The organism is Sphingomonas sp. FW306-05-A (assembly GCF_058782275.1).
The window spans coordinates 256,160-277,976 of record NZ_JBYSXN010000002.1 but is presented as its reverse complement, the minus strand read 5'-3'; the positions used below and the strand labels follow the sequence as shown (position 1 = coordinate 277,976).

Annotated in this window: 24 protein-coding genes and 1 tRNA gene; 15 read left to right on the top strand and 10 right to left on the bottom strand. The window is 65.1% G+C overall.

The features are described 5' to 3' along the window. Position 1: 1 nt before the first annotated feature. Both ruvX and AC3WJR_RS10200 read right to left on the bottom strand, forming a co-directional pair. Complete coding sequence (gene ruvX, locus AC3WJR_RS10205) at positions 2-466, bottom strand: Holliday junction resolvase RuvX (protein WP_354282165.1); 465 nt, start codon at positions 464-466, stop codon at positions 2-4. Further along, a complete protein-coding gene (locus AC3WJR_RS10200) occupies positions 466-1,617 on the bottom strand; it encodes a DUF3089 domain-containing protein (protein ID WP_492726106.1) in 1,152 nt (383 codons plus the stop codon). The genes ruvX and AC3WJR_RS10200 overlap by 1 nt, the downstream gene beginning before the upstream one ends. Before the next feature lie 133 nt (positions 1,618-1,750). Between AC3WJR_RS10200 and AC3WJR_RS10195 the strand changes: the two genes are divergently transcribed. The 7 genes from AC3WJR_RS10195 (at position 1,751) to AC3WJR_RS10165 (ending at position 8,441) form a co-directional block, all read left to right on the top strand. Then, positions 1,751-3,535, top strand: coding sequence for a DUF4153 domain-containing protein (locus AC3WJR_RS10195; protein WP_492724711.1), 1,785 nt, complete (start codon positions 1,751-1,753; stop codon positions 3,533-3,535). A 37-nt stretch (positions 3,536-3,572) separates the two neighbouring features. Further along, the gene (gene gatC / locus AC3WJR_RS10190) at positions 3,573-3,875 is read left to right on the top strand and encodes an Asp-tRNA(Asn)/Glu-tRNA(Gln) amidotransferase subunit GatC (protein ID WP_492724709.1); all 303 of its coding nucleotides are present in this window, start codon (positions 3,573-3,575) and stop codon (positions 3,873-3,875) included. Next, positions 3,875-5,359: an Asp-tRNA(Asn)/Glu-tRNA(Gln) amidotransferase subunit GatA gene (gatA, locus tag AC3WJR_RS10185; protein ID WP_492724707.1), complete on the top strand. Its 1,485-nt coding sequence runs from the start codon at positions 3,875-3,877 to the stop codon at positions 5,357-5,359. Before gatC ends, gatA begins: the two co-directional genes overlap by 1 nt. A gap of 34 nt (positions 5,360-5,393) precedes the next feature. Next, positions 5,394-5,672: an AbrB/MazE/SpoVT family DNA-binding domain-containing protein gene (locus tag AC3WJR_RS10180; protein WP_492724705.1), complete on the top strand. Its 279-nt coding sequence runs from the start codon at positions 5,394-5,396 to the stop codon at positions 5,670-5,672. 2 nt (positions 5,673-5,674) lie between these two features. Beyond that, positions 5,675-6,079 (top strand): type II toxin-antitoxin system VapC family toxin, encoded by a 405-nt coding sequence (locus AC3WJR_RS10175; protein WP_492726104.1) that lies wholly within the window; start codon positions 5,675-5,677, stop codon positions 6,077-6,079. Beyond that, on the top strand, positions 6,076-7,560 hold the full coding sequence (gene gatB / locus AC3WJR_RS10170; protein WP_492724702.1) for an Asp-tRNA(Asn)/Glu-tRNA(Gln) amidotransferase subunit GatB: 1,485 nt from the start codon (positions 6,076-6,078) through the stop codon (positions 7,558-7,560). Before AC3WJR_RS10175 ends, gatB begins: the two co-directional genes overlap by 4 nt. A gap of 71 nt (positions 7,561-7,631) precedes the next feature. Next, positions 7,632-8,441 (top strand): hypothetical protein, encoded by an 810-nt coding sequence (locus tag AC3WJR_RS10165; RefSeq protein ID WP_492724700.1) that lies wholly within the window; start codon positions 7,632-7,634, stop codon positions 8,439-8,441. A gap of 86 nt (positions 8,442-8,527) precedes the next feature. On the opposite strand, the gene AC3WJR_RS10160 is transcribed toward AC3WJR_RS10165, so the two are convergent. Continuing rightward, complete coding sequence (locus AC3WJR_RS10160) at positions 8,528-8,749, bottom strand: hypothetical protein (RefSeq protein WP_492724697.1); 222 nt, start codon at positions 8,747-8,749, stop codon at positions 8,528-8,530. Beyond that, a complete protein-coding gene (locus AC3WJR_RS10155; protein ID WP_492724695.1) occupies positions 8,746-8,955 on the bottom strand; it encodes a hypothetical protein in 210 nt (69 codons plus the stop codon). The genes AC3WJR_RS10160 and AC3WJR_RS10155 overlap by 4 nt, the downstream gene beginning before the upstream one ends. A gap of 172 nt (positions 8,956-9,127) precedes the next feature. On the opposite strand from AC3WJR_RS10155, the gene AC3WJR_RS10150 reads away from it, so the two are divergent. The 5 genes from AC3WJR_RS10150 (at position 9,128) to AC3WJR_RS10130 (ending at position 14,090) form a co-directional block, all read left to right on the top strand. Next, a tRNA-Leu gene (locus AC3WJR_RS10150) sits at positions 9,128-9,212 on the top strand. Positions 9,213-9,272: 60 nt separating this feature from the next. After that, the gene (tig, locus tag AC3WJR_RS10145) at positions 9,273-10,901 is read left to right on the top strand and encodes a trigger factor (RefSeq protein ID WP_492724693.1); all 1,629 of its coding nucleotides are present in this window, start codon (positions 9,273-9,275) and stop codon (positions 10,899-10,901) included. Between the two features lie 193 nt (positions 10,902-11,094). Then, positions 11,095-11,796, top strand: coding sequence for an ATP-dependent Clp protease proteolytic subunit (locus AC3WJR_RS10140; RefSeq protein WP_354282187.1), 702 nt, complete (start codon positions 11,095-11,097; stop codon positions 11,794-11,796). Between the two features lie 165 nt (positions 11,797-11,961). Then, positions 11,962-13,230 (top strand): ATP-dependent Clp protease ATP-binding subunit ClpX, encoded by a 1,269-nt coding sequence (clpX, locus tag AC3WJR_RS10135; protein ID WP_131529270.1) that lies wholly within the window; start codon positions 11,962-11,964, stop codon positions 13,228-13,230. Between the two features lie 197 nt (positions 13,231-13,427). Further along, positions 13,428-14,090, top strand: a complete 663-nt coding sequence (locus AC3WJR_RS10130; RefSeq protein ID WP_492724690.1) for a DUF4893 domain-containing protein — start codon at positions 13,428-13,430, stop codon at positions 14,088-14,090. A gap of 21 nt (positions 14,091-14,111) precedes the next feature. On the opposite strand, the gene hemW is transcribed toward AC3WJR_RS10130, so the two are convergent. Continuing rightward, positions 14,112-15,278 carry a radical SAM family heme chaperone HemW gene (hemW, locus tag AC3WJR_RS10125; RefSeq protein ID WP_492724688.1) on the bottom strand — a complete coding sequence of 389 codons (1,167 nt, stop codon included), beginning with the start codon at positions 15,276-15,278 and terminating at the stop codon, positions 14,112-14,114. Positions 15,279-15,346: 68 nt separating this feature from the next. On the opposite strand from hemW, the gene AC3WJR_RS10120 reads away from it, so the two are divergent. Together AC3WJR_RS10120 and AC3WJR_RS10115 are read left to right on the top strand one after the other, a co-directional pair. Next, positions 15,347-15,895, top strand: a complete 549-nt coding sequence (locus tag AC3WJR_RS10120) for a CAP domain-containing protein (RefSeq protein WP_492724686.1) — start codon at positions 15,347-15,349, stop codon at positions 15,893-15,895. Between the two features lie 238 nt (positions 15,896-16,133). After that, positions 16,134-16,745 (top strand): PEPxxWA-CTERM sorting domain-containing protein, encoded by a 612-nt coding sequence (locus AC3WJR_RS10115; protein ID WP_492724684.1) that lies wholly within the window; start codon positions 16,134-16,136, stop codon positions 16,743-16,745. A gap of 73 nt (positions 16,746-16,818) precedes the next feature. On the opposite strand, the gene rdgB is transcribed toward AC3WJR_RS10115, so the two are convergent. Both rdgB and rph read right to left on the bottom strand, forming a co-directional pair. Continuing rightward, complete coding sequence (gene rdgB / locus AC3WJR_RS10110; protein ID WP_492724682.1) at positions 16,819-17,463, bottom strand: RdgB/HAM1 family non-canonical purine NTP pyrophosphatase; 645 nt, start codon at positions 17,461-17,463, stop codon at positions 16,819-16,821. Beyond that, positions 17,460-18,176, bottom strand: a complete 717-nt coding sequence (gene rph / locus AC3WJR_RS10105; protein ID WP_492724680.1) for a ribonuclease PH — start codon at positions 18,174-18,176, stop codon at positions 17,460-17,462. Before rph ends, rdgB begins: the two co-directional genes overlap by 4 nt. Positions 18,177-18,273: 97 nt before the next feature. On the opposite strand from rph, the gene AC3WJR_RS10100 reads away from it, so the two are divergent. Further along, a complete protein-coding gene (locus AC3WJR_RS10100; RefSeq protein ID WP_492724678.1) occupies positions 18,274-19,038 on the top strand; it encodes an energy transducer TonB in 765 nt (254 codons plus the stop codon). Between the two features lie 197 nt (positions 19,039-19,235). Here the strand turns inward: AC3WJR_RS10100 and AC3WJR_RS10095 are convergent, their stop codons facing one another. Genes AC3WJR_RS10095 through AC3WJR_RS10085 form a run of 3 tightly spaced genes read right to left on the bottom strand, consistent with a single transcriptional unit; the run spans position 19,236 to position 21,813 of the window. Then, positions 19,236-20,021 (bottom strand): SDR family NAD(P)-dependent oxidoreductase, encoded by a 786-nt coding sequence (locus AC3WJR_RS10095; RefSeq protein ID WP_492724676.1) that lies wholly within the window; start codon positions 20,019-20,021, stop codon positions 19,236-19,238. 23 nt (positions 20,022-20,044) lie between these two features. Continuing rightward, the gene (locus AC3WJR_RS10090; protein WP_354282201.1) at positions 20,045-21,232 is read right to left on the bottom strand and encodes a zinc-dependent alcohol dehydrogenase; all 1,188 of its coding nucleotides are present in this window, start codon (positions 21,230-21,232) and stop codon (positions 20,045-20,047) included. Beyond that, positions 21,232-21,813 (bottom strand): SRPBCC family protein, encoded by a 582-nt coding sequence (locus AC3WJR_RS10085; protein WP_492724674.1) that lies wholly within the window; start codon positions 21,811-21,813, stop codon positions 21,232-21,234. The genes AC3WJR_RS10090 and AC3WJR_RS10085 overlap by 1 nt, the downstream gene beginning before the upstream one ends. Between the last annotated feature and the right edge of the window lie 4 nt (positions 21,814-21,817).

Here is a 21,817-nt window from a genome sequence, read left to right as displayed (position 1 = left end):
ACTAGATCGCCACCAGCGCGTCGATCGCGCTTTGCAGGATGTAGGCGGCGGCCATCTTGTCGACCAGCTCGGCGCGTTTGGCGCGGCTGGCGTCCTGTTCGATCAGCGTGCGCGTGACGGCTTGAGTCGACCAGCGCTCGTCCTGGAGGAAGATCGGCAGCGCGAGATCCGCGAGATTGCGGGCGAAGGCGCGGCTCGACTGGCTGCGCGGGCTTTCACTGCCGTCGGTCAGGTTGAGCGGGAGGCCGATGACGATCCCCTTCACCTGCTGCGCGGTGATCAGGTCGGCGAGCGCGATCTTGTCCTTCTGGAACTTGGTCCGGCGAATCAGTAGCGCAGGCGAGGCGAAGCTCCAGCCTGCGTCGCACAAGGCGGTACCGATCGTCTTGGTGCCCACGTCCAGGCCGATCAGTCGGCCACCGGTGGGGAGGGCGGCGCGGAATTCGAGGCGGTCGGTGGTGATCATCACAGGCGGCTCGTTTGCACAGCGCGCCGGCGTTGCCCAGCGGGGACCGACGCCGCGGTGAACGTCGCGAGCCGGCGAGCCGCATCGGCGCGGACGTTCGCCCAGAACAGGCTGTAGTCGTACACGTGGTAATTATTGCCGGGCAGGACATAGCCGCCCAGCGACGGCGGGTTGCCGATCAGCAGGATCCCGCGCGGATCGCAGCGGGCGGCGACTCGGCCCGGTTCGATCGTCGCACGCGTCAGGTCGGCCGAGGGGAAGAGCGTGCCAAGGTTGGCAGTCGCGGGTGCGGTCGCGTCGGGCATGCCGGTCAGCGGGTTGGTGCAGATCATCGGCGTGCCGCGGCGGGGTTTGCCGTCGATCGTGCTGCTCGCGTCATAGGCATCGAGCACCAGCGACGGATCGGCGGGTTCGGCGAAGCTCTGCCACGACAGGATGCACCCCGCCTGATCCGCGGTGCGGCATTCGGGCAGGCCGAGCGCGGGCACGTCGGTCGTCCGAGAGACCGGCCAGCCGATGACATAGGCCGCGACGATGCGTTTTGCGATCGGTTTGCCCGCGATCTTCTCGCGGAGCAGCCGCACCAGGTGGAGCGACCCCTGGCTATGGCCGGCGAGGATGATCGGGCGGTCCCCGGCCTGCGCGACGAACGCGTCGAAGGCGGCGGCGACGTCGTGATAGGCGAGATCGAGCGCCTTGCCGGCATTCTCCTGCGTCGTCAGGAACGCCCCGAAGGTCGCCTGGCGGTAGCGCGGTGCCCAGATTGCGCCGACCTCGTTGAACGCGCTCGCCTGGCCGCGCAGGAACAATGCGGCGCGATCATTGGCTTCCTGATTGTCGAGCGGCGCGTTCCAGCGCGAGCGTTCGAGGAACGAGGTCGGGTGGACGAAGAACACCGCGGCCTGCGGTTTCTTGGTCGGTTGATAGCCGGGCGGTGTCCACAGCGCGGGGTTGCCCGGAATATCGGGGCGCGCCAGCCACATGCGGGCGTCGCGATAGTGCGCGGTGCTTTCGGCGGGCAAGCGTTCGAAACCGGCGGTCGGCACCGTCGCGAGCGCGATCAGTTCCTTGCCCCAGATCGCATAGGCAAAGCCACCGGCGATCGCGAGCACGATCAGGCCGCTGAAAATGTAGAGAAACTTGCGCGCCAAGCGGTCCACCTCCCACGGGCATGGCGCGGCAGTGGCCATGCAGACGTGATGGCATTTCCGTGCAGCAGGATCGCGACGCTTGCAATCGCCTTGGCGCTGCTGTCCGTAGCGCACCAGCGTGGGGAACGAAGCGATGGACGAAATGACCGAAGGTACCCGCGCCGGGATCGGTTGGCCGATCCGCCCGATCGTGCTCGCGCTGGTCGGTGCGCTGGCGGCGCTTGCGGTGCAGCAGGTGCTGGATATCGCGCAGCCAGGTTCCCCTCCGGCCGATCCGGCAGCGTGGCGAATCGCGCTGGCGACCGCGATCGGCACCGGGGCCGTCACCTTCGGCTTTGCGTTCGAGCGGAGGCGCTGGTGGTGGGCGGCGCTGTTCGGCGCGGTCGTCGGATTGGTGTCCGGGCTGATCCTCTACTGGAATGGAGGCGGGTGGGGCGCTTGGTACAATTGGCATAGCGCCAGCCTGTTCCTGGCGATCGCGATCGCGGTGCCGCTGTTCCAGACCGCGCGCGATCACGGCGGGTGGCGCTTTCCCTATGCCGACGTGCATGGCGAGGCCTGGACCAACGTCGTCCTGTGGGGCGCGTGCTGGCTGTTCACCGGCGTCGTGTTCGCGCTCGCGTGGCTGCTGGCGGCGCTGTTCGACCTGATCGGGCTGCATTTCCTGCGCGACCTGTTGCAGCACAATTGGTGCAACGCCGTGCTGTTCGGCGCGAGTTTCGGCGGTGCGCTCGGGCTGTTGCGCGAACGCGACGGGGTGCTGCGGCTGCTCCAGCGTGTCGTGACCGCGGTGCTCGCGGTGCTGGCCCCGGTGCTAGGCGCGGGGTTGCTAGTGTTTCTGCTGGCCTTGCCCTTCACCGGGCTCGACGCGCTGTGGGAGGCGACCAAATCGACCACGCCGATCCTGCTCGGCTGCGTGATCGGCGCGCTGATCCTTTCCAATGCGGTGATCGGCAATGGCACGGACGAGGAGGCGACCAATCCGGTGCTGCGCCTCGGCGCGATGGCCCTGGCGCTCGCGGTGCTGCCGCTGACGGTGATCGCGGGGATCGCGACGGGGCTGCGGATCGGGCAACATGGCCTGACGCCGGACCGGTTATGGGCGGTCGTCTTCGTCGGCTTCGCGAGTGTGTACGGCGTGGCCTATCTGGTCGCGCTGATCCGCGGACGGCACGCGTGGGGCGCGTTCGTGCGGCCGAGCAATTTGCGGATCGCCTTCCTCGTGGCGGGGGTCGGGCTGCTGCTCGCCACGCCACTCGCGAGCTTCAACACGTTGTCGAGCACGGATCAGGTCGCGCGGCTCGAGGCTGGCCGGGTTACGTCGGCGAAATTCGACTGGGCGGCGCTGGCGTTCGATTTCGGCGATCCCGGCAAGGCCGCGCTCCGGCGTCTCGCGCGCTCCGCCAATCCGGTGATCGCGGCGCGCGCGAGGGAGGTCGCGACCAAGACCAGTCGGTGGGAGATCGCGGGGATCGACCGCACGCAGACCGATGCCGACCTGCTCGTCAAACGCCTGCGCGTGCTGCCGGTGACAGTGCCCGTGCCACTCGCCCTGCGCGCGGTGCTGACCGACTGGCAGGGGTGCCGCTCCGATCGCGAGAATCGCTGCACGCTGCTTTACGCCCCCGGTGCGCGCGAGGCGGTGTCGATCTCGCAAAGCTGCATCGACGATCTGACGCGCGATCCGCCAGCCGCCACGCCCGCGAGCCTGGCGCTGCGATCGGGCTGCGGTGCCGCGCGCTATCGCCGAACGGGGGATGCCTGGGTGCGGGTCGACGACGATGCACGGCTCCCGCTGACGCCCGCGGAACGCGCCGCGCTCAAGGCGGGGGACGCCGCGGGTCGGGTCGAGATCCGTGCGGTGCCAGCGCGTCGGGTGTTCGTCGGGGGCGTTCCGGTCGGGGATCCGTTCGAATAGGTTGCGCAAGGCTCCGGCGCTCTGCTAGCCGCAAGCCATGTCAGTCACCATCGCCACCGTCACCAAGATCGCCAGCCTGGCCCGCATTGCGATCACCGAGGAGCAAGCCGCGCGCATGGCGCCCGAGCTCGACAATATCATGGGCTGGATCGAGCAATTGAGCGAGGTCGATACGACCGGCGTCGCGCCGATGACCGCGGTAATCCCCAACCATCTGCGGCTGCGCGACGATGTCGTCAACGCCGATCCGCTGACCGGCGGCGGCATTCGCGACGCAGTGCTGTCCAACGCCCCTCAGGCCGAGCACGGGTTTTTCATCGTGCCCAAGGTGATCGAATAATGACCGACCTTACCAATCTTGGCGTCGCCGCGATCCGTGACGGCGTGCGCGATGGCAGCTTCACCGCGCGGGAAGTGGCCGAAGGGTTCATCGCGAACGTGTCCGCCGCCACGGCGCTGAACGCGTTCCTCGTCGAAACGCCCGACCATGCGCTCGCTGCCGCAGACGCCGCCGATGCGGCGCGCGCGAAGGGCGAGACGCTCAAGCCGCTGGCGGGCGTGCCGATCGGGATGAAGGACCTGTTCTGCACCAAGGGCGTGACCACGACTGCGGCGAGCCACATCCTCGGCGGGTTCACGCCCGAGTATGAATCGACCGTGTCGGCCAACCTTTGGGATGCGGGCGCGGGGATGCTCGGCAAGCTCAACATGGACCAGTTCGCGATGGGATCGTCGAACGAGACGTCCGCGTTCGGCAACGTCATCTCGCCGTGGCGGCGCAGCGACGGCGGGAACGCCGCGCTCGCGCCCGGCGGGTCGTCGGGCGGGTCGTCCGCGGCGATCGCTGCGCGACTGTGCCCTGCGGCGACCGGCACCGACACCGGCGGCTCGATCCGCCAGCCTGCCGCGTTCACTGGCATCTCGGGGATCAAGCCGACCTATGGCCGCTGCTCGCGCTGGGGGACGATCGCGTTCGCCTCGTCGCTCGACCAGGCCGGGCCGATGGCGCGCGACGTGCGCGACTGCGCGATCATGCTGGGCGCGATGAGTGGGTTCGATGCGAAGGATGCCACCTCACTCGACTTGCCGGTGCCTGCGTGGGAAGCGGGATTGTCCAGCGATCTCAAGGGCAAGCGCGTCGGTATTCCGAAGGAATATCGCGTCGACAACATGCCGCCCGAGATCGAGGCGCTGTGGCAGCAGGGGATCGACTGGCTCAAGGATGCCGGGGCCGAGATCGTCGAGGTGTCGCTGCCGCATACCAAATATGCGCTGCCTGCGTACTACATCATCGCGCCCGCCGAGGCGTCGTCCAACCTCGCGCGCTATGACGGCGTGCGCTACGGTCTGCGCGACTTGCCCGAGGGGGCGAACCTGCAGGACATGTATGCCGCGACCCGCGCCGACGGGTTCGGCGACGAGGTCAAGCGCCGGATCCTGATCGGCACCTATGTGCTGTCAGCGGGCTATTACGACGCCTATTTCACCCAGGCGTCGAAGATCCGCACGCTGATCGCGCGCGATTTCGAACAGGCGTGGGCCAAGTGCGACGTGCTGCTGACCCCGACCGCACCGTCCGCCGCCTTTGCGCTGGGCGAGAAGAGCGCGGACCCGATCGCGATGTATTTGAACGACGTGTTCACGGTGCCGTCGTCGCTCGCCGGCTTGCCCGCGATGAGCGTTCCGGGTGGTCTTGACCATGCCGGGCTGCCGCTCGGGTTGCAGATCATCGGCAAGCCGCTCGACGAGCAGGGCGTGCTGAATGCGGGGCTGGCGCTGGAAGAACGCGCCGGCTTCACCGCGCGGGCGGAGCGCTGGTGGTAGACAGCGATCGGCGGTGAATGGTATCCCTTACGACATGGCCAAGCTCAGCACTCTCAGCGTCGACGGGCAGGTAACGATCCCGCAGGACGTGCGCGATGCGCTGGGGCTGGAACCAGGGCAGCCGGTCGAGTTCGCATGGGATGGCGGGACGCAGGCGATCATCCGGAGGCCGATGGTCGACCGCGAAACCGGCGTCGAACGCATCAAGGCACGACTGGAAGCGACGTCGGCGCAATTCGCGCATTTGCGCGAAGGCAGGCCGACCGAGGACATCATGCGGGACATTCGCGGAGATGACTCGTTCCTGCCGTGATCATGCTGGATACCAATATCGTTATCGACCTGATCGAAGCAGATCAGGTGTGGCATCGCTGGTCGGTTGATGCCGTGGCCCTGGCCGAGAGTGAAGCGCCGTTGACGATCAGTGCGATCGTCGTCGGCGAACTGGCAACACGTTCGATGGCCTATGCGGAGATACTGGCTTTGCTCGACGGCTTTGGATTTACGATAGCGCCGCTGGGGGCGGCAGAGGCGCACCGCGCGGGCTTGGCGCACCGTGCGTACCGTGAGGCTGGGGGCACGCGCGACAGGCTGCTCGGCGACTTTCTCATCGGTGCGCATGCCGAGATGGCCAGTGCGCGGCTTCTCACGCGCGACCCACGGCCCTACCGTACCTATTTTCCCGACTTAAACCTCATCACACCCGAGACAGACGCATGACCGACGCCTCCACCTACACCATCCGCGGCGAAACCGGTGACTGGGAGGTCGTCGTCGGCCTCGAGGTCCACGCGCAGGTGACCTCCAACGCCAAGCTGTTCTCGGGCGCGGCGACCGCGTTCGGGGCGGAGCCCAACAGCCAGGTGTCGCTGGTCGATGCCGCGATGCCGGGGATGCTTCCCGTGCCCAACCGTGAGTGCATCCGCCAAGCGGTGCGCACCGGCATGGCGATCGACGCGCAGATCAACCGCTGGTCGCGGTTCGATCGCAAGAATTATTTCTACGCCGATTTGCCGCAGGGCTATCAGATCAGCCAGCTCTACCATCCGCTGGTGGGCGAGGGCGCAATCGACATCAGCCTCGACGACAAGAACCCCGACCAGAGTGGCAAGCGCATTGGCGTCGAGCGGATCCATGTCGAGCAGGACGCGGGCAAGCTGATGCACGACCAGCATCCGACGCGCTCCTACGTCGATCTCAATCGCTCGGGCGTCGCGCTGATGGAGATCGTGTCGAAGCCCGACATGACGTCCCCCGCGGAGGCAGGGGCTTATCTGCGCAAGCTGCGGTCGATCCTGCGCTATGTCGGGTCGTGCGACGGCAATATGGAAGAAGGGTCGATGCGCGCCGACGTGAACGTCAGTGTGCGTAAGGCGGGCGACCCGCTCGGCACGCGGACCGAGACCAAGAACGTCAATTCGGTCCGTTTCGTAATGGCGGTGGTCGAGCAGGAAGCGCGGCGTCAGGTCGAGGTGCTCGAGGACGGCGGGCGAATCGTCCAGGAAACGCGGTTGTACGACCCCGACCGGAACGAGACCCGCTCGATGCGGTCGAAGGAAGATGCGCACGATTACCGCTACTTCCCGGATCCGGACCTGCTGCCGCTCGAACTCGACGATGCGTTCCTCGAGGAATGCCGTGCGTCCTTGCCCGAGCTGCCAGACACCAAGCGGCGGCGCTATGAGGCGCTGGGCATCACGCCTTACGCGGCAGCGGTGCTGACCGCCGAGGTCGAGGCGGCGCGCTGGTTCGATGCGCTGCTGGAGACGGGCACCAAGCCGGTCGCGGCGGCGAACTGGACGACGTCCGAACTGTTCGGCGCGCTCAACCGCACCGGGACCGATTTCACGACCTCGCCAGTCAGCCCGGCGCAGGCCGCCGAGCTGCTTGCCTTGGTCGCGGACGGTACGCTGTCGGGGAGCCTTGCCAAGCAGGTGTTCGAGATCATGCTCGAAACCAAGCAGGGCGCGGGTGCCGTCGTCGAGGAACGCGGGCTCAAGCAGACCAGCGACACCGGCGAGATCGAACGCGTCATCGCCGAAGTCATGGCAGCGAACGCAGACAAGGTTGGCGACTATCGCGGGGGCAAGGACAAGTTGTTCGGCTTCTTCGTTGGGCAGACGATGAAGGCAATGGGTGGCAAGGCCAATCCTGGCGTGGTGAACGAAGTATTGAAGGCTGCACTTTCAGGCGCAGCATAACCGGACTACAGTTTCCCCTTTAATGGGGGGCGACAATGATACGGTCACTATGGCTGACCAGCATGCTTTGTATGCTGGTGACGTCGGCAGAGGGGCAGGTATTCGATAACAAAAGTGTCGTCGCGCTCCATGATGCCGGGCTGGGCGAAATTACGATCATTACCAAGATCAACAGCTTGCCCTGCAGCTATGACGTATCGACCGACAGCCTGATTGCGCTGAAGAAAGCGGGGGTCACGGATGACGTCATTGCCGCCATGGTCGGGCGGTGTGGCGCGTCGTCCCGCGCCCAGGGCATCGATAATCGATCGATGGATCCGTTGGTCAAACATTCGCCCGGCATCTATTTGGCGCAAGAGGCGGCAGGGGCAGGGCGATTGCTGCTTTTACGACCGGTCGTGGGGAGCGGTAATCGCACAACCGGGAACGGAAGCGTCTTATTCCCGCTAAAAACGATGCTCACGGTGCCGCAGCCACAAAGCCAGAATCACGTGGGGTCGAGCCGACCGACCTTTTATTTCTACTTTGATGCCGCCGACCAGAATGTCAGCGATTTCGGCGTTGAGCGCTCGATCGCTGCGCAGTCTCCGGCTGAGTTCAGCCTGGTCCGGTTCAAGGTGAAAGGAAATGGTCGCGAAATCGAGACGGGGCGATTGTCGGCCTATTTTTCGATCAGCCTCCATCTGGGTGTGAAGGGGAAGGATACGGCCGCGTTTACCGCCGAGGAAATCGGCGACGGCATTTTCAAGGTCGCCGCGTCCGACGCATTGGTGGCGGGAGAATATGCGTTCGTGTTCTCAGGGGAAAGCGGGCGGTCGCGCGTGTACGACTTTTCGGTCCTGGACACGAGTTTGCCGGACAAGCACGCTGCCGCGAAATAGTCTGTAGCCGTTAGGAACCGTTCCATCGGCTATGGTGGTCGAAAGTTTTGCACCTCCGACCACCATGCCCAACGCATCGTCAGTGCTTACTGCGCGTCGTCATCCTGATTCTTGGTCACGCCACCGGTGCCGCCAACGCCATCCGGCATGCCGGTGGACGTGAAATTGTCTGGCTCGTCGCCGCCTTCGCCGCGCTCGACCGCATCCTTGCGCGCCTCGACCATCTTCTGAAGGTCACTGCGATCGTCGGTGTCCTCCTTGGGGTCGTCGAGCGGGCCCTTGGTCTGCTCCATGCCGGTGTCGCTCATGCGAAATCACCCGAAAGACCGGAGTCGTCGACCGGCTGTGCGGGGTCGACCGGTGGGTCGCCCATCGGTGACGGGTTGGGAATGTCCGTGTCCGGGGTTGGCGGCGGCAGTTCCGTCGGCATCGGCGTGGGCTGACCGGGTTCGGTCGGCACGGTGCCGGGATCGGAAGGCATCGGGGGAAGTTCGGTGGGGGGTGTCGTCGCCATCAGTTTTCTCCTCTGCCTGTCCTAACGCGTGGTGCCGGTGGGAGTTGCCCCGTAATTTCCCGGAGGGGTGACCCAGAGCCATCACCCAGACTGTTTTTGCCTCAAGTGTCGCCGCGACTTGCCCAACCCTGCGCGCCTGCTATAGACGCCCCCCACACCGGCGGTGTCCTGTGCGGGCGTGGCGGAACTGGTAGACGCAGCAGGTTTAGGTCCTGCCATCGCAAGATGTGGGGGTTCGAGTCCCTTCGCCCGCACCAGCCGCCCGTGGCAAACGGGCGGTAGCCAAACGAATTTCCTGTAAAAGGCCAGACCTGAACATGCAGACTGTCGAGACGTTGAACGAGGGGCTGAAGCGCGCCTACACGCTGAAGATCACCGCGAAGGACATCGAGTCGCGCGTTGACGCCGAACTGAAGCGCGTTGCGCCGACGGTGAAGATGCCCGGCTTCCGCCCCGGCAAGGTGCCCGCGAACCTGGTGCGCAAGATGCACGGTGACGCGCTGATGCAGGACGCGCTCAACAGCTCGATCCAGCAGGGCATCCAGGAGCTGATCGCCGAGCACAAGCTGCGCCCCGCGCTGCAGCCTTCGGTCAGCCTGGAAGACGGCTATGAGCTGGGCCAGGACGCCAGCATCAAGGTCGAGCTCGAAGTGCTCCCCGACGTGCCGACCCCGGCGATCGAGGGTCTGAAGCTCGAGCGTCTGACCGTTCCGGTCGACGAAGCTGCGGTCCAGGCACAGCTCCAGAAGTTCGCCGACCAGCAGAAGCGTTGGGAAGAGGCCGAAGGCCGTGCAGCCGAGACCGGTGATCTCGTCGTGATGGACTTCGTCGGCAAGGTCGACGGCGTTGCGTTCGATGGCGGCACCGGCGAGGACATGTCGGTCGAGATCGGTTCGGGTCGTCTGATCCCGGGCTTCGAGGACCAGGTCGTCGGCGTGAAGGCTGGCGACGAGCGCCAGATCAACGTCAACTTCCCCGAGGATTATCAGGCCAAGGAACTCGCCGGCAAGGCCGCGACGTTCGACCTGACGATCAAGTCGGTGAAGACCGCAGGCGAGACCAAGATCGACGACGAGCTCGCGACCTCGCTCGGCCTGCAGAGCCTCGACCAGCTGACCGAGCTGCTCAAGGGCCAGATCGAGCAGGAGCTCAACGGCCTGACGCGCACCTACATGAAGCGCAAGCTGCTCGACCAGCTCGCCGAAGGGCATGATTTCGAAGTGCCGCCGTCGATGGTCGAAGCCGAATTCGGCCAGATCTGGCAGCAGCTCGAGCATGAAGCGACGCATGAGGAAGATCCGGCGGCAGCGCTTGCCGAGATGGAATCCGAGCGCGACGATTACCAGAAGATCGCCGAGCGTCGCGTTCGCCTGGGCCTGCTGCTCAGTGAAATCGGCCAGGCCAATGGCGTCGAAGTCAGCCAGCAGGAAATGAACCGCCTGATCGCACAGGCCGCACAGCAGTACGGCCCGGAAGATCGCCAGCGCTTCATGCAGTACGTCCAGCAGGAGCCGATGGCAGCAGCCCAGCTCCGCGCGCCGCTGTATGAGGACAAGGTCGTCGATTACCTGTTCGAGAAGTCCGAGATCACCGATCGCGAAGTGACGCGCGAGGAGCTCGAGGCAGCGATCGAGAGCGACGAGGGTTTCTCGACCGGTACGCACAGCCACGATCACGACAACCACAAGCCCAAGGCGGCCAAGAAGGCATCGTCCAAGAAGGCCAAGCCGTCCGAGGGTGATGACGTCGAGGGCGAAGCAGCCCCGGCGACCGACGATGCGGCGGCACCGACCCCCGCCGAGCCGGTAAAGAAGGCTGCGACCAAGAAGGCCCCCGCCAAGAAGGCCGAGGAGCCTGCTGGCGACGCGGCAGCAGCGGAAGCACCTGCCAAGAAGGCACCGGCGAAGAAAAAGGCCGCTGCGCCCAAGGAAGAGCCTGAGGCGTAACCGCCGGGTTTCCTTTTGAAGGTTCAAAACAGGGGCGGTCTTCGGATCGCCCCTTTTTGGTAGCTATCGGTCATCGCGCGGCGGCGTTGCGCGGCCCCGGATCACACCCCGTAACCCAACGGGGGTTGAACTCGTTTCCGGCAACGCCGATGTATGACGTCTCTTCGGGGCATAAAGGATTTCAAGACTCATCATGCGCAATCCGTTCGACACCGGTGACTTCATGGCCCCCCTTCATGGCGCCGGGATGGCGGCCTCGCCCCAGGGCGGGCTCGTTCCGATCGTCATCGAGCAATCCAATCGCGGCGAGCGCAGCTTCGACATCTACTCGCGGCTGCTGCGCGAACGCATCATCTTCATCACGGGCGGCGTCGAGGACCATATGGCCTCGGTGATCAGCGCCCAGCTGCTGTTCCTGGAATCGGAAAATCCGAAGAAGGACATCTTCATGTACATCAACTCGCCGGGCGGCGTCGTCACGGCGGGCATGGCGATCCATGACACGATGCAGTACATCCGCCCGCGCGTCGGCACGGTCTGCATGGGGCAGGCCGCCTCGATGGGCAGCTTCCTGCTCGCAGCTGGCGAGCCCGGCATGCGCGTCGCGTTGACCAACGCGCGGATCATGATCCACCAGCCCTCGGGCGGGGCGCAGGGCATGGCGAGCGACATCCAGATCCAGGCGAAGGAAATCCAGCGGATCAAGAACCGGATGAATGCGCTCTATGCGCAGTACACCGGCAAGCCGATCGAGGAGATCGAGCGCGCGATGGACCGTGACACGTTCCTCGAGGCGCATGAGGCCAAGGAATTCGGCCTCGTCGATCAGGTGTTCGACAAGCGTCCGGCACTCCCCGACGACTCGACCACGCCGCCGGCGCTGACGTCTGCATAATTGGAACTGACCGCGTAAATTCACCGTATATTCAGTGCCGGGCGTCTATATTTTAGCCCGGCACACCTGTCTCAAGACGATTTTGGTGATTGTCGGACCGCGCGAGGGCGGTCTAGGATGGACCCTCGCAGTAGTGCGCCCCAAGGGCTGCCAAGGATGGACTAAATGCCAAAGATGACCGGCGGCGACTCCAAGAGCACGCTTTATTGCTCGTTCTGCGGCAAATCGCAGCACGAAGTCCGCAAGCTGATTGCGGGCCCTACCGTTTTCATCTGCGATGAATGCGTCGAACTCTGCAACGACATCATCCGCGAGGAGACGAAGTCCGCGCTGGTGAGCAAGAAGGACGGCGGCGTTCCGACTCCGCAGGAAATCTGCGACGTGCTCGATGATTATGTCATCGGCCAGAAGCGCGCCAAGCGCGTGCTCTCGGTGGCGGTGCACAATCATTACAAGCGCCTCAACCACGGCCAGAAGGGCGCGGATGTCGAGCTTGCCAAGTCGAACATTTTGCTGATGGGCCCGACCGGTTGCGGCAAGACGCTGCTCGCGCAGACGCTGGCCCGCATCCTCGACGTGCCGTTCACGATGGCCGATGCGACGACGCTGACCGAAGCCGGTTACGTCGGCGAGGACGTCGAGAACATCATTCTCAAGCTGCTCCAGGCGTCCGACTATAACGTCGAGCGCGCGCAGCGCGGGATCGTTTACATCGACGAGATCGACAAGATCAGCCGCAAGGCTGAGAACCCGTCGATCACGCGCGACGTCTCGGGCGAGGGCGTCCAGCAGGCGTTGCTCAAGCTGATGGAAGGCACAACCGCGAGCGTTCCGCCGCAGGGTGGCCGCAAGCATCCGCAGCAGGAATTCCTGCAGGTCGACACGACGAACATCCTGTTCATCTGCGGTGGCGCGTTCAGCGGCATCGAGAAGATCATCGGGGACCGTCTGCAGGGCAAGTCGATCGGCTTCGGTGCCTATGTCGCCTCGCCTGAGGAACGTCGTACCGGCGAGACGCTCAAGGCGGTCGAGCCCGAGGATCTGCTCAAGTTCGGGCTCATCCCCGAGTTCGTCGGTCGTCTGCCCGTCATTGCCACGCTCGAGGATCTCGACGTGCCGGCGCTGGTGACGATCCTGACCGAGCCGAAGAACGCTCTGGTGAAACAGTATCAGAAGCTGTTCGACATGGAGACGGTCAAGCTCGGCTTCACCGACGATGCGCTGGTGCAGGTCGCCAAGAAGGCGATCGATCGCAAGACCGGCGCGCGCGGGCTGCGCTCGATCCTCGAGGGCATATTGCTCGACACGATGTTCGACCTGCCCGGGATGGACGGCGTCGACGAGGTGATGATCGACAAGGACGTGATCGACGGCCGCAAGGAGCCGATCCGCGTCTATGCAAAGAAGGAAAAGGCGGGGGCAGGCGCGGCGTAACGCCGTTCCGGACCACGGTGACTGCAAAAAGGGCGTCGGGCGACCGGCGCCCTTTTTTAATGATCGGCGGGTAGCGTCAGGATCTGGATTGACGAATCGTTAACGCGTACGGTTTACGCCAATAGCCCTGTCGTTTGGTTGGGTTACGAGGCCGGGTTGAGACACCGGGCAGTAGAACTGGTCGAGGGGGAGCTGCCATGCGCAACGCAATGCTGCTGTTGTCGACGACGATCGTTCTGGCCACGGGATGTACCCCGGTACAGGAAAAACCGCAGATCTCCGTCGGCGCGCAGCCGGATGTGCCGACGAACTGGCACATGCGGGTCACGGCGACGGACCGCAATGCCATCGATCGATTGCCGATGGCGTGGAGCCGCGCGCGCGCTGCGGTGCCACGGCGCGCGCGGGCTGCGGTCGCGGCGGAGGGTGTCTTGCTCGATCCCACGGTTGCGCTTCCCAAGGCGGAGCTTCCGCCGGGGTTATACTACTGCCGGTTGCTCCGCTTCGGTGGGCGCGCTGGGTTCGCGACCTTCAAACCCGACTTCTGCACCGTCGTCGTCAATGCGGACGGGACCGCCTTCAACAAGCAGAGCGGCACGACCCAGCCTCGCGGTTGGCTGTTCATGCAGAACGATACGCGGCAGGTGTTCCTAGGCACGTTTCCGCCGGAACGCGGGGGTGCCGCGCCTGCGTACGGGGTCGATCCGCTCGCCAACGTCGCCGGGGTGGTCGAACGCGTGTCGGGGTTCCGCTGGCGCATGGTGCTGTCGCGGGCCGGGGGCGGTGCGCTGCTCGATGTCTACGAGCTGGTGCCGGTGACGCCCAAGGTGCCGGGCGCGATGCCGGCAGTGGCGGGATAGCGGATCGCTGCTGGGCGGCCCTCAGGACGTCCGTACGACCAGCGGCAGGATCGCATCGAGCAACAGCATCCCCGCCTCCGTAACACCCATCCAGTCGCCATCGCGTGCGACCAGTCCCTGGGCGATCAGCCGGTCCGCCGCGGTCGCATCGATCAGGCGGTCGGTGGTCGTCTCGCCGAGCGCAGCAATGCGGGCAAGATCGACGCCTTCGCGCAGCCGCAGCCCCATCAGCAATGCTTCGGTCGAGCGATCGGAAGGGACGAGCACGTCTTCGATCTGCGCACCGTGGCCGTTGCGGGTGACCGCGGACATCCAGTTCTCGGGCTTCTTGTGCCGCGCAGTGGCAAGACCGCCGCGTCGCCCATGTGCGCCCGGGCCGATGCCCGCATAATCGCGGTAGCGCCAGTAGACGAGGTTGTGGCGGCTCTCCGCACCCGGCCGCGCGTGGTTGGAGATTTCATATGCCGGCAACCCCGCCGCAGCGGTCATCGCGCGAGTCGACTCGAAGAGATCTGCTGCCGAATCGCCATCGGGAATCACGATTCGTCCCGCCGCAGCCTCGGTCGCGAAGCGCGTTCCGGGTTCGATCGTCAGCTGGTACAGCGACAAATGTTCGGTGCCGAAGCTCAGTGCGCGGGCAAGTTCGGCCTCCCAATCCGCCATCCGTTGGCCCGGACGGGCGTAGATAAGATCGAAACTGACGCGCCGAAACGCGGCTTGCGCAGTCGCGAGCGCACCGAGCCCTTCGGTCACGTCATGCGCACGGCCAAGGAACCGCAGCGCTTCGTCATCCAGCGCCTGCAGCCCCAGAGAGACGCGGTTGACCCCGGCTCGGGCGATGTCCGCGAACCGCGCAGCCTCGACCGAGGACGGGTTTGCCTCGAGCGTGATTTCGATGTCCGCTTCGGGTTTCCAATAGGTTGTCGCAGCATCGATCACCGCCGCGACGGTTTCGGGCGGCATCAGCGAGGGGGTCCCGCCGCCGAAGAAGATCGATCCCAGACGCCGCCCCGGTAGCGCCGCGGCTTCATATCGCAGGTCATCGAGCAGCGCCTTGCGCCATGCCGCCTGGTCCACGCCGTCGCGAACATGGCTGTTGAAATCGCAATAGGGGCATTTCGAAACACAAAATGGCCAATGCACGTATAGCGCGAGCGGCGGCGACGGATCGCCTGAGGGAGCGGGCATGGCGGGCATGCCGGACGCTATGAAGGTAGACGATGACGCTGGGAAGGTTTTTGGGGTATAACCGCCGAATGATGGGGGGACTGCTGGCAGCGATGATGCTGGGCGGATGCGATGCGCCGGTCCCGAAAACCGTGGTCGAGCCGCGGACGATTTCGGGCAGTTATCCGCGCGGGGAAGCGCTGCTCAAGCAGGCGATGCTGGCGCGTCACGCGGCTGCGCGCGCCGAGGTGGGCGAGGCACCTTTGCTGTGGGATGATGCGCTGGCAGCGTCCGCCGCCGTTTATGCCACGACGCTGGTGTCGACCGGCGTATTCCGCCACGCCGATCAGGCGCAAGGCGAAGGCCGGGAAGGCGAGGCGTTGTTCCGCGGCACGCGGGGTGATTATTCCTATCGCGAAATGGTCGACCTGTGGATCGCCGAGAAGGCCGACTTCATCAATGGCGAAACCCCGTTCTTCAGCAAAACGGGGCGTGGCGAGGATGTCGGCCACTATACCCAGATCATCTGGCATTCGACGACCCGTGTCGGTTGCGCGCTCAAGAGCAGCCCGACCGACGACTATCTGGTGTGCCGGTATTCCCCGCCGGGGAACGTGGTCGGGGAACGCGCGCTCTGACTCGGCGACGAACGGCCAAAGGTGGTTACCGTGAGGGGCGTGATGAGCGCATGTACCGGTCAGGATCAGCGCTGCATGTTCCGGAACGGGAATACCGTCGCTGTTAACGATGTTCTTCCAGATTAGAGACAATGCTTGGTTAACAGTCATTTATTCGGCGTTGCGACGATAATTTTCATCGGTAGGCCAGGGTTCACCAACCGGCCGACAAACGGCCCCGTAAAAAAGGGTGTAACCGATGAAGATGATCAAGGGTCTGTATGCCACCGTCGCGCTCGCAAGCGCTCTCGTTGCGATGCCCGCCGTGGCCGCGACCCCGATCGTCAGCAGCGGCAAGCTGATGGGTGCGACCGGCGTCACGATCGGCGGCGCAAGCTACGACGTGGCATTCCTCGACGGGACCTGCTCCAGCGTGTTCGGCGGGTGCAGCACGAGCAACTTCACCTTCACGACGCTGTCGAGCGCGTTCGCAGCGGGCAATGCTTTGCTCTCGCAAGTGTTCGTCGACAGTGCCGCGGGCGCGTTCGACACGCATCCCAACCTGACCAACGGGTGCAGCACCTCGATCGTCTGCAACATCCTGATCCCGTTCGCTGAGGGCAATGGGGTCGTGCTGGTCAAGGATACGGTCAACACGGCGACGTCGTCGCTCGACTTCACCGTGCCCCTGGCGATCAGCGCCAACGTGTCGACCAAATCGCTGCCGAGCGTCGTCTACGCCAAGTTCACCCCGTCGATGACCGCAGCCGTGCCTGAGCCGGGCACCTGGGCGATGATGCTCGCCGGCTTCGGCGCGATGGGCGCTGCGCTGCGCTACCGCAAGCGGTCGACCAAACTCAGCTTCGCCTGAGCCATTGGGTCACACGAAAAAGCCGACGGTCTCGCGACCGTCGGCTTTTGTCGTTCTACGGATCGGTCGCGGTTTAGAGAACCGCGGCGATCATCTGCGCGAAAGCCTTGGCGCGGTGGCTGATCGCGTGCTTTTCGGACGGGTCCATCTCGGCATAGGTCTGGCTGTTGTCGAGCGGCACGAACATCGGATCATAGCCGAACCCGACGGTGCCACGCGGTGGCCAGGTCAGCGTACCCTCGGCCCGCCCTTCGAACCACTGGACGTGGCCGTCGGGCCAAGCGAGCGCCAGCACGCTGACGAAGTGTGCGTCGCGGCTGGCGTCCGGCCCTTTCTCCGCGAGCGCCTGCTCGACCTTGGTCATTGCGAGCGTCCAGTCGCGGCCGTTGGGCGTCTCTGCCCAATTGGCGGTGTAGACGCCGGGATCGCCCCCCAGCGCATCGACAGACAGGCCGCTGTCATCGGCGAGCGCGGGCAGGCCCGACAGGTCCGCCGCCTGCAACGCCTTCAGTTCGGCGTTGGCGACGAAGGTCGTGCCGGTTTCCTCTGGTTCGGGCAGGTCGAGATCGGCCGCAGAGACCGCTTCGATCCCATATTCGGCGAGCAGCGCGCCGATCTCGCGCACCTTGCCCGCGTTATGGCTGGCGATGACGAGCTTGCCCGGGCTGAGCTTGCGGATCGCCTGGGGCGGTACGCCGTCCGACGCGCCGGGGGTCACTTCGCCACCGCGCGCGCCTGTGCGGCGAAGATGTCGGTGCACCCCATGCGCGCGAGGCGGAGCAGGCGGAGCAAAGCCTCTTCGTCATAGGTCGCGCCTTCGGCGGTCGCCTGGACTTCGGCAATGTTGCCGGTTTCGAGCAGCACGAAGTTGGCATCCGCGTCGGCCTTGGAATCTTCGTCGTAATCGAGATCGAGAACCGGCGTGCCCTTGTAGATGCCGCAGCTGACCGCCGCGACCTTCTGCGTCAGCGGATCGGCGGTGAGCTTGCCGCTCGCCATCAGCCCGTCGATCGCGAGCCGCAATGCGACCCATGCACCCGAAATTGCCGCTGTACGCGTGCCGCCATCTGCTTGAATCACGTCACAATCGAGCACAATCTGGCGCTCACCAAGCTGTTTCAGGTCTGTAACCGCACGCAAACTGCGTCCAATCAGGCGCTGAATCTCCTGCGTTCGGCCCGACTGCTTGCCCTTGGCGGCCTCACGGTTGCCGCGGGTATGGGTCGCGCGGGGGAGCATGCCATATTCGGCGGTGACCCAGCCTTCGCCCTTACCGCGCAGGAACGGCGGGACTTTCTCCTCGATCGAGGCGGTGACGAGCACCTTGGTGTCGCCGAAACCGATCAGCACCGATCCCTCGGCATGACGGGTAAAACGCGGCTCGATCGTGATCGCGCGCATCTGGTCGGGGGTACGGCCGCTTGGGCGCATCGGGAATCTCCTGAGATTGGTCGCGACGACCTACCCGTGCGTTGGGATGGTGTCACCCCTATCTGAAAGGGCCGTGACCTCGGAGCCTAACCCCCTGATGACGATGTACCAATCTTCCTCGACTGGCGACCGGATCAAGGGGGCGGGTGGTGCTGCGTTGCTGGTGGCGGCGATCGGATACGGGCTGGTGACGGGGCTGTCGGTCAATTTTCGAACGCGCGTGGTCGAGGAAATGAAAGCCTTTTCCGTGCTGCCGCCCGCACCGCCGCCGCCGAAGAAGGACGTCGTGCCTGCGCGGCGCAAGGCGGAGAAGCGCAAGGAGGCCGAAGCTGCCCCGCCGAACCTGACCGCCAAGCCAACCGAAGTCGTCGCGCCGCCGCCGGTGATCCGCCTGCCACAGCCGCCGCCGGTCGTGGTGGCACCGGTTGCGGGGCCGGGGATCGATCCGCGCGCCGGGGCGGCACCAGTGGTTGGGCCGGGAACCGGGAGCGGCGGGCAGGGTAACGGGCGTGGCAGCGGTCGCGGCGGCGATGGCGATGGCGGCGGGGGCGGGGAGATACCGCTAGAACTGATCCGCGGCGAGCTGCGCTATCGCGATCTGCCGCGGGACCTTTACGAGGCGCATGTCTCCGGCACGGTGGAGATGGCGTTCGACGTGGGCGTAAAGGGGCGGGTGACCGCCTGCCGGATCGCGCGGTCGAGCGGCAACCGGCGGCTGGATGCGGCGACGTGCGATCTGATCATCGAGAAGCTGCGCTATCGTCCGACGCGGACGGCGGCGGGGGTTGCCGTTCCGGATACGGTTTCGGGGGAGCAGGTCTGGACAATCGAGCGTGGGATGGGTCGGGGCGAGGAGGACTGAGCTGGACTGCTTCCCCCTTACAGACGCTTCCCCGGCGAAGGCCGGGGCCCAGTAGCGAAGGTGGAGGGTCTCGGGCGCAGCGTCCGCCATTACCCTTCTCGCTACTGGGCCCCGGCCTTCGCCGGGGAAGCGTCAAAAGGGGGGGCGTGGTTAGCAGCGGCCCCCGGCGCTCATGGCCGGGGGTGCCACCAACGCGCTTACTTTTCCCCGCTGCCGGGCTCGGCCATCTTGCGATGCTGGTCCGCCAGGATGGACGGGGGCACCACACCCGTGGCCGCGACCTGCAGCTTGTTCTTCAGGCCTGAGACGATGCTCCCCTTACCCGCGAACAGCGCGTCCCAGCCGTCCTTGGCGACGTCGACCGGATCGCTCTTGTGGTCGTCCTGCCCGACGCTGGTGTCGTTCATGCCCGCGCGATCGAAGAATTCGGTCTCGACCGGGCCGGGCATCAGCGTCGTCACCGTGACGCCCTTCGAGTCCTTGATCTCATTGCGCAAAGCTTCGGTGAAATTGTCCACGAACGCCTTAGTGCCATTGTACACCGCGTTGAACGCACCGGGGATGTAGCCGGCGATCGACCCGGTCACGAGGATCTTGCCGTCATCGCGCGCGACCATGTCCTTAAGGACGCGCTGGACCAAATAGATCGTGCCGGTAATGTTGGTATCGACCGATCGGCGCCATTTGGCGACGTCCTGGTCGAGGAATGCCCCGCCCGTACCAATCCCGGCATTGGCGAACAGCAGGTCGATCTGTCGCCCATTCGTCGCGTCGAGCAACTGGTCGACGCCCTCGATCGAGGACAGGTCGGCGTTGACCGACTGGACGTCGGTGCCGAACTGCTTGAAGTCGGCGGCGGCTGAATCGATCAGCGCCTCGTTGGCGACGACGATCAGATCGTACCCCTGCTTTGCAGCAAGCGTCGCGAGTTCGAACCCGATCCCGGTCGATGCGCCGGTGACGACTGCGAGTTTGTTGGCCATGATAAAGTCTCCTGGAATGCGGGTCAGAGCGTGGGCGCGAGGCCGGGCTTGAGGACGACCTTGGTCACCTCATTCTGGTTGTCGTGGAACATCTTGTAACCCTGTGGCGCCTCTTCCAGCGAAAGCCGGTGCGAGATGAGGAAGGTCGTGTCGATCTTCTCCTCGAGGATCGCCGCGAGCAGTCCGGGCAAGTAATGCTGGACGTGCGTCTGGCCGGTCTTGAGCGTCAGGCCCTTTTCCATGAACGCGCCGAGCGGGAATTTGTCGACGAACCCGCCGTACACCGCAGGCATCGAGACGCGCCCACCCTTGCGGCAGGCATAGATCGCTTGACGGATCGCATGGGTGCGATCGGTGCCGAGGAAGGTCGACTTCTTGATCTGGTCGATCACGTTGTCGACGAAGAAGCCATGTGCTTCCAATCCGACGCTGTCGATGACGGCATCGGGACCGATCCCGCCGGTCATTTCCATCAGCGCGTCATAAACGGCCGAATCCTCGAAGTTGATTGTCTCCGCGCCGAACTTCTTGGCGAGTTCGAGACGACGCGGGAAATGATCGATCGCGATCACGCGCTCGGCCCCCATCAGGAACGCCGATTGCACCGCGAACAACCCGACCGGGCCGCAACCCCAGACCGCGACGGTATCGCCGGGTTCGATGTCGGCATTCTCCGCCGCCATCCAGCCGGTCGGCAGCACGTCGGACAGGAACAGCACCTTCTCGTCGTCAATCCCCTCGGGAATGACGATCGGGCCAACGTCGCTGAACGGCACGCGGACATATTCCGCCTGGCCGCCAGCATAGCCGCCGGTCATGTGGCTGTAGCCGAACAGCCCGGACATCGGCTGGCCGTACAACGTCTGCGCGATGTCCTGATTGTCGGCGGGGAGGCCGTTGTCGCACGCCGAATATTGGTGCTTGCCGCAATGGTAGCAACTGCCGCACGCGATGGTGAACGGGACGACGACCTTCTGGCCCTTCTTGAGCGTCGACTTGGGGCCGATCTCGACCACTTCGCCCATGAATTCATGGCCGAGGATGTCGCCCGACTGCATCGTCGGGATATAACCGTCGTACAGATGCAAGTCAGAGCCGCAGATAGCCGTCGCGGTAATCTTGATGATCGCGTCGCGCGGGTTGATGATTTCGGGATCGTCGACGGTGTCGACGCGGACGTCGTGACGGCCGTGCCAGGTCAGCGCGCGCATCAGGCCTTCTCCTCTTCATATTGCTTGCGCGTCTGCGCGGCGGTGGCGACTTCGCCGGTTTCCATCAATTGCTTGAAGCGGCGCAGATCGCGCCGCGCCTGGATCGCCGGTTCGCGCTGGAACAGCTTGGCGATCAGCTTGCCGACGACACCCGCAGGCGGATCGTAGAGCAAGGTCGCGATGACGACGGTGCCGCGCGCACCCGCATCGCGGAAATCGACGCGCCCGCTATTGTCGATGTCGGCACCGGGCTCGGACGCCCAGGCGATGTATTCGCCCTCGACCTCGTCGGTGACGACCGAGTCCCATTCCACCGTCTTGCCGCCGGGGGCCTTCACCACCCAATGCGACCGCTTCGCATCGAGCACGTCGATCCGCTCGACATTGTCCATGAAGGTCGGAAGATTGGTGAAGTCGCGGAAATAGGCGAAGAGTTCGGCGCGCGGCCGGTTGATCGTGACCGCGCGGCCGACGATCGCGTCGCCGCGTTTTTCGAGCAAAGAGTCGGTCATCGCTTCTACGGCGGCGGAGTTGTGTTTGGATGCGGATAGCGGGGCATCGTCGGTGTTGACGTCTGGCATCGGG

Coding starts and splice junctions, on each gene's coding strand:
- AC3WJR_RS10195 (WP_492724711.1), top strand. CDS start 1,751: ATGGACGAAATGACCGAAGGTACCCGCGCCGGGATCGGTTGGCCGATC.
- rph (WP_492724680.1), bottom strand. CDS start 18,176: ATGCGCCCAAGCGGCCGTACCCCCGACCAGATGCGCGCGATCACGATC.
- AC3WJR_RS10130 (WP_492724690.1), top strand. CDS start 13,428: ATGCGCAACGCAATGCTGCTGTTGTCGACGACGATCGTTCTGGCCACG.
- hemW (WP_492724688.1), bottom strand. CDS start 15,278: ATGCCCGCTCCCTCAGGCGATCCGTCGCCGCCGCTCGCGCTATACGTG.
- ruvX (WP_354282165.1), bottom strand. CDS start 466: ATGATCACCACCGACCGCCTCGAATTCCGCGCCGCCCTCCCCACCGGT.
- AC3WJR_RS10180 (WP_492724705.1), top strand. CDS start 5,394: ATGGCCAAGCTCAGCACTCTCAGCGTCGACGGGCAGGTAACGATCCCG.
- AC3WJR_RS10115 (WP_492724684.1), top strand. CDS start 16,134: ATGAAGATGATCAAGGGTCTGTATGCCACCGTCGCGCTCGCAAGCGCT.
- AC3WJR_RS10155 (WP_492724695.1), bottom strand. CDS start 8,955: ATGGCGACGACACCCCCCACCGAACTTCCCCCGATGCCTTCCGATCCC.
- AC3WJR_RS10160 (WP_492724697.1), bottom strand. CDS start 8,749: ATGAGCGACACCGGCATGGAGCAGACCAAGGGCCCGCTCGACGACCCC.
- AC3WJR_RS10090 (WP_354282201.1), bottom strand. CDS start 21,232: ATGCGCGCGCTGACCTGGCACGGCCGTCACGACGTCCGCGTCGACACC.
- AC3WJR_RS10120 (WP_492724686.1), top strand. CDS start 15,347: ATGATGGGGGGACTGCTGGCAGCGATGATGCTGGGCGGATGCGATGCG.
- tig (WP_492724693.1), top strand. CDS start 9,273: ATGCAGACTGTCGAGACGTTGAACGAGGGGCTGAAGCGCGCCTACACG.
- gatB (WP_492724702.1), top strand. CDS start 6,076: ATGACCGACGCCTCCACCTACACCATCCGCGGCGAAACCGGTGACTGG.
- AC3WJR_RS10175 (WP_492726104.1), top strand. CDS start 5,675: ATGCTGGATACCAATATCGTTATCGACCTGATCGAAGCAGATCAGGTG.
- AC3WJR_RS10085 (WP_492724674.1), bottom strand. CDS start 21,813: ATGCCAGACGTCAACACCGACGATGCCCCGCTATCCGCATCCAAACAC.
- clpX (WP_131529270.1), top strand. CDS start 11,962: ATGCCAAAGATGACCGGCGGCGACTCCAAGAGCACGCTTTATTGCTCG.
- gatC (WP_492724709.1), top strand. CDS start 3,573: ATGTCAGTCACCATCGCCACCGTCACCAAGATCGCCAGCCTGGCCCGC.
- gatA (WP_492724707.1), top strand. CDS start 3,875: ATGACCGACCTTACCAATCTTGGCGTCGCCGCGATCCGTGACGGCGTG.
- AC3WJR_RS10165 (WP_492724700.1), top strand. CDS start 7,632: ATGCTGGTGACGTCGGCAGAGGGGCAGGTATTCGATAACAAAAGTGTC.
- AC3WJR_RS10095 (WP_492724676.1), bottom strand. CDS start 20,021: ATGGCCAACAAACTCGCAGTCGTCACCGGCGCATCGACCGGGATCGGG.
- AC3WJR_RS10140 (WP_354282187.1), top strand. CDS start 11,095: ATGCGCAATCCGTTCGACACCGGTGACTTCATGGCCCCCCTTCATGGC.
- AC3WJR_RS10100 (WP_492724678.1), top strand. CDS start 18,274: ATGACGATGTACCAATCTTCCTCGACTGGCGACCGGATCAAGGGGGCG.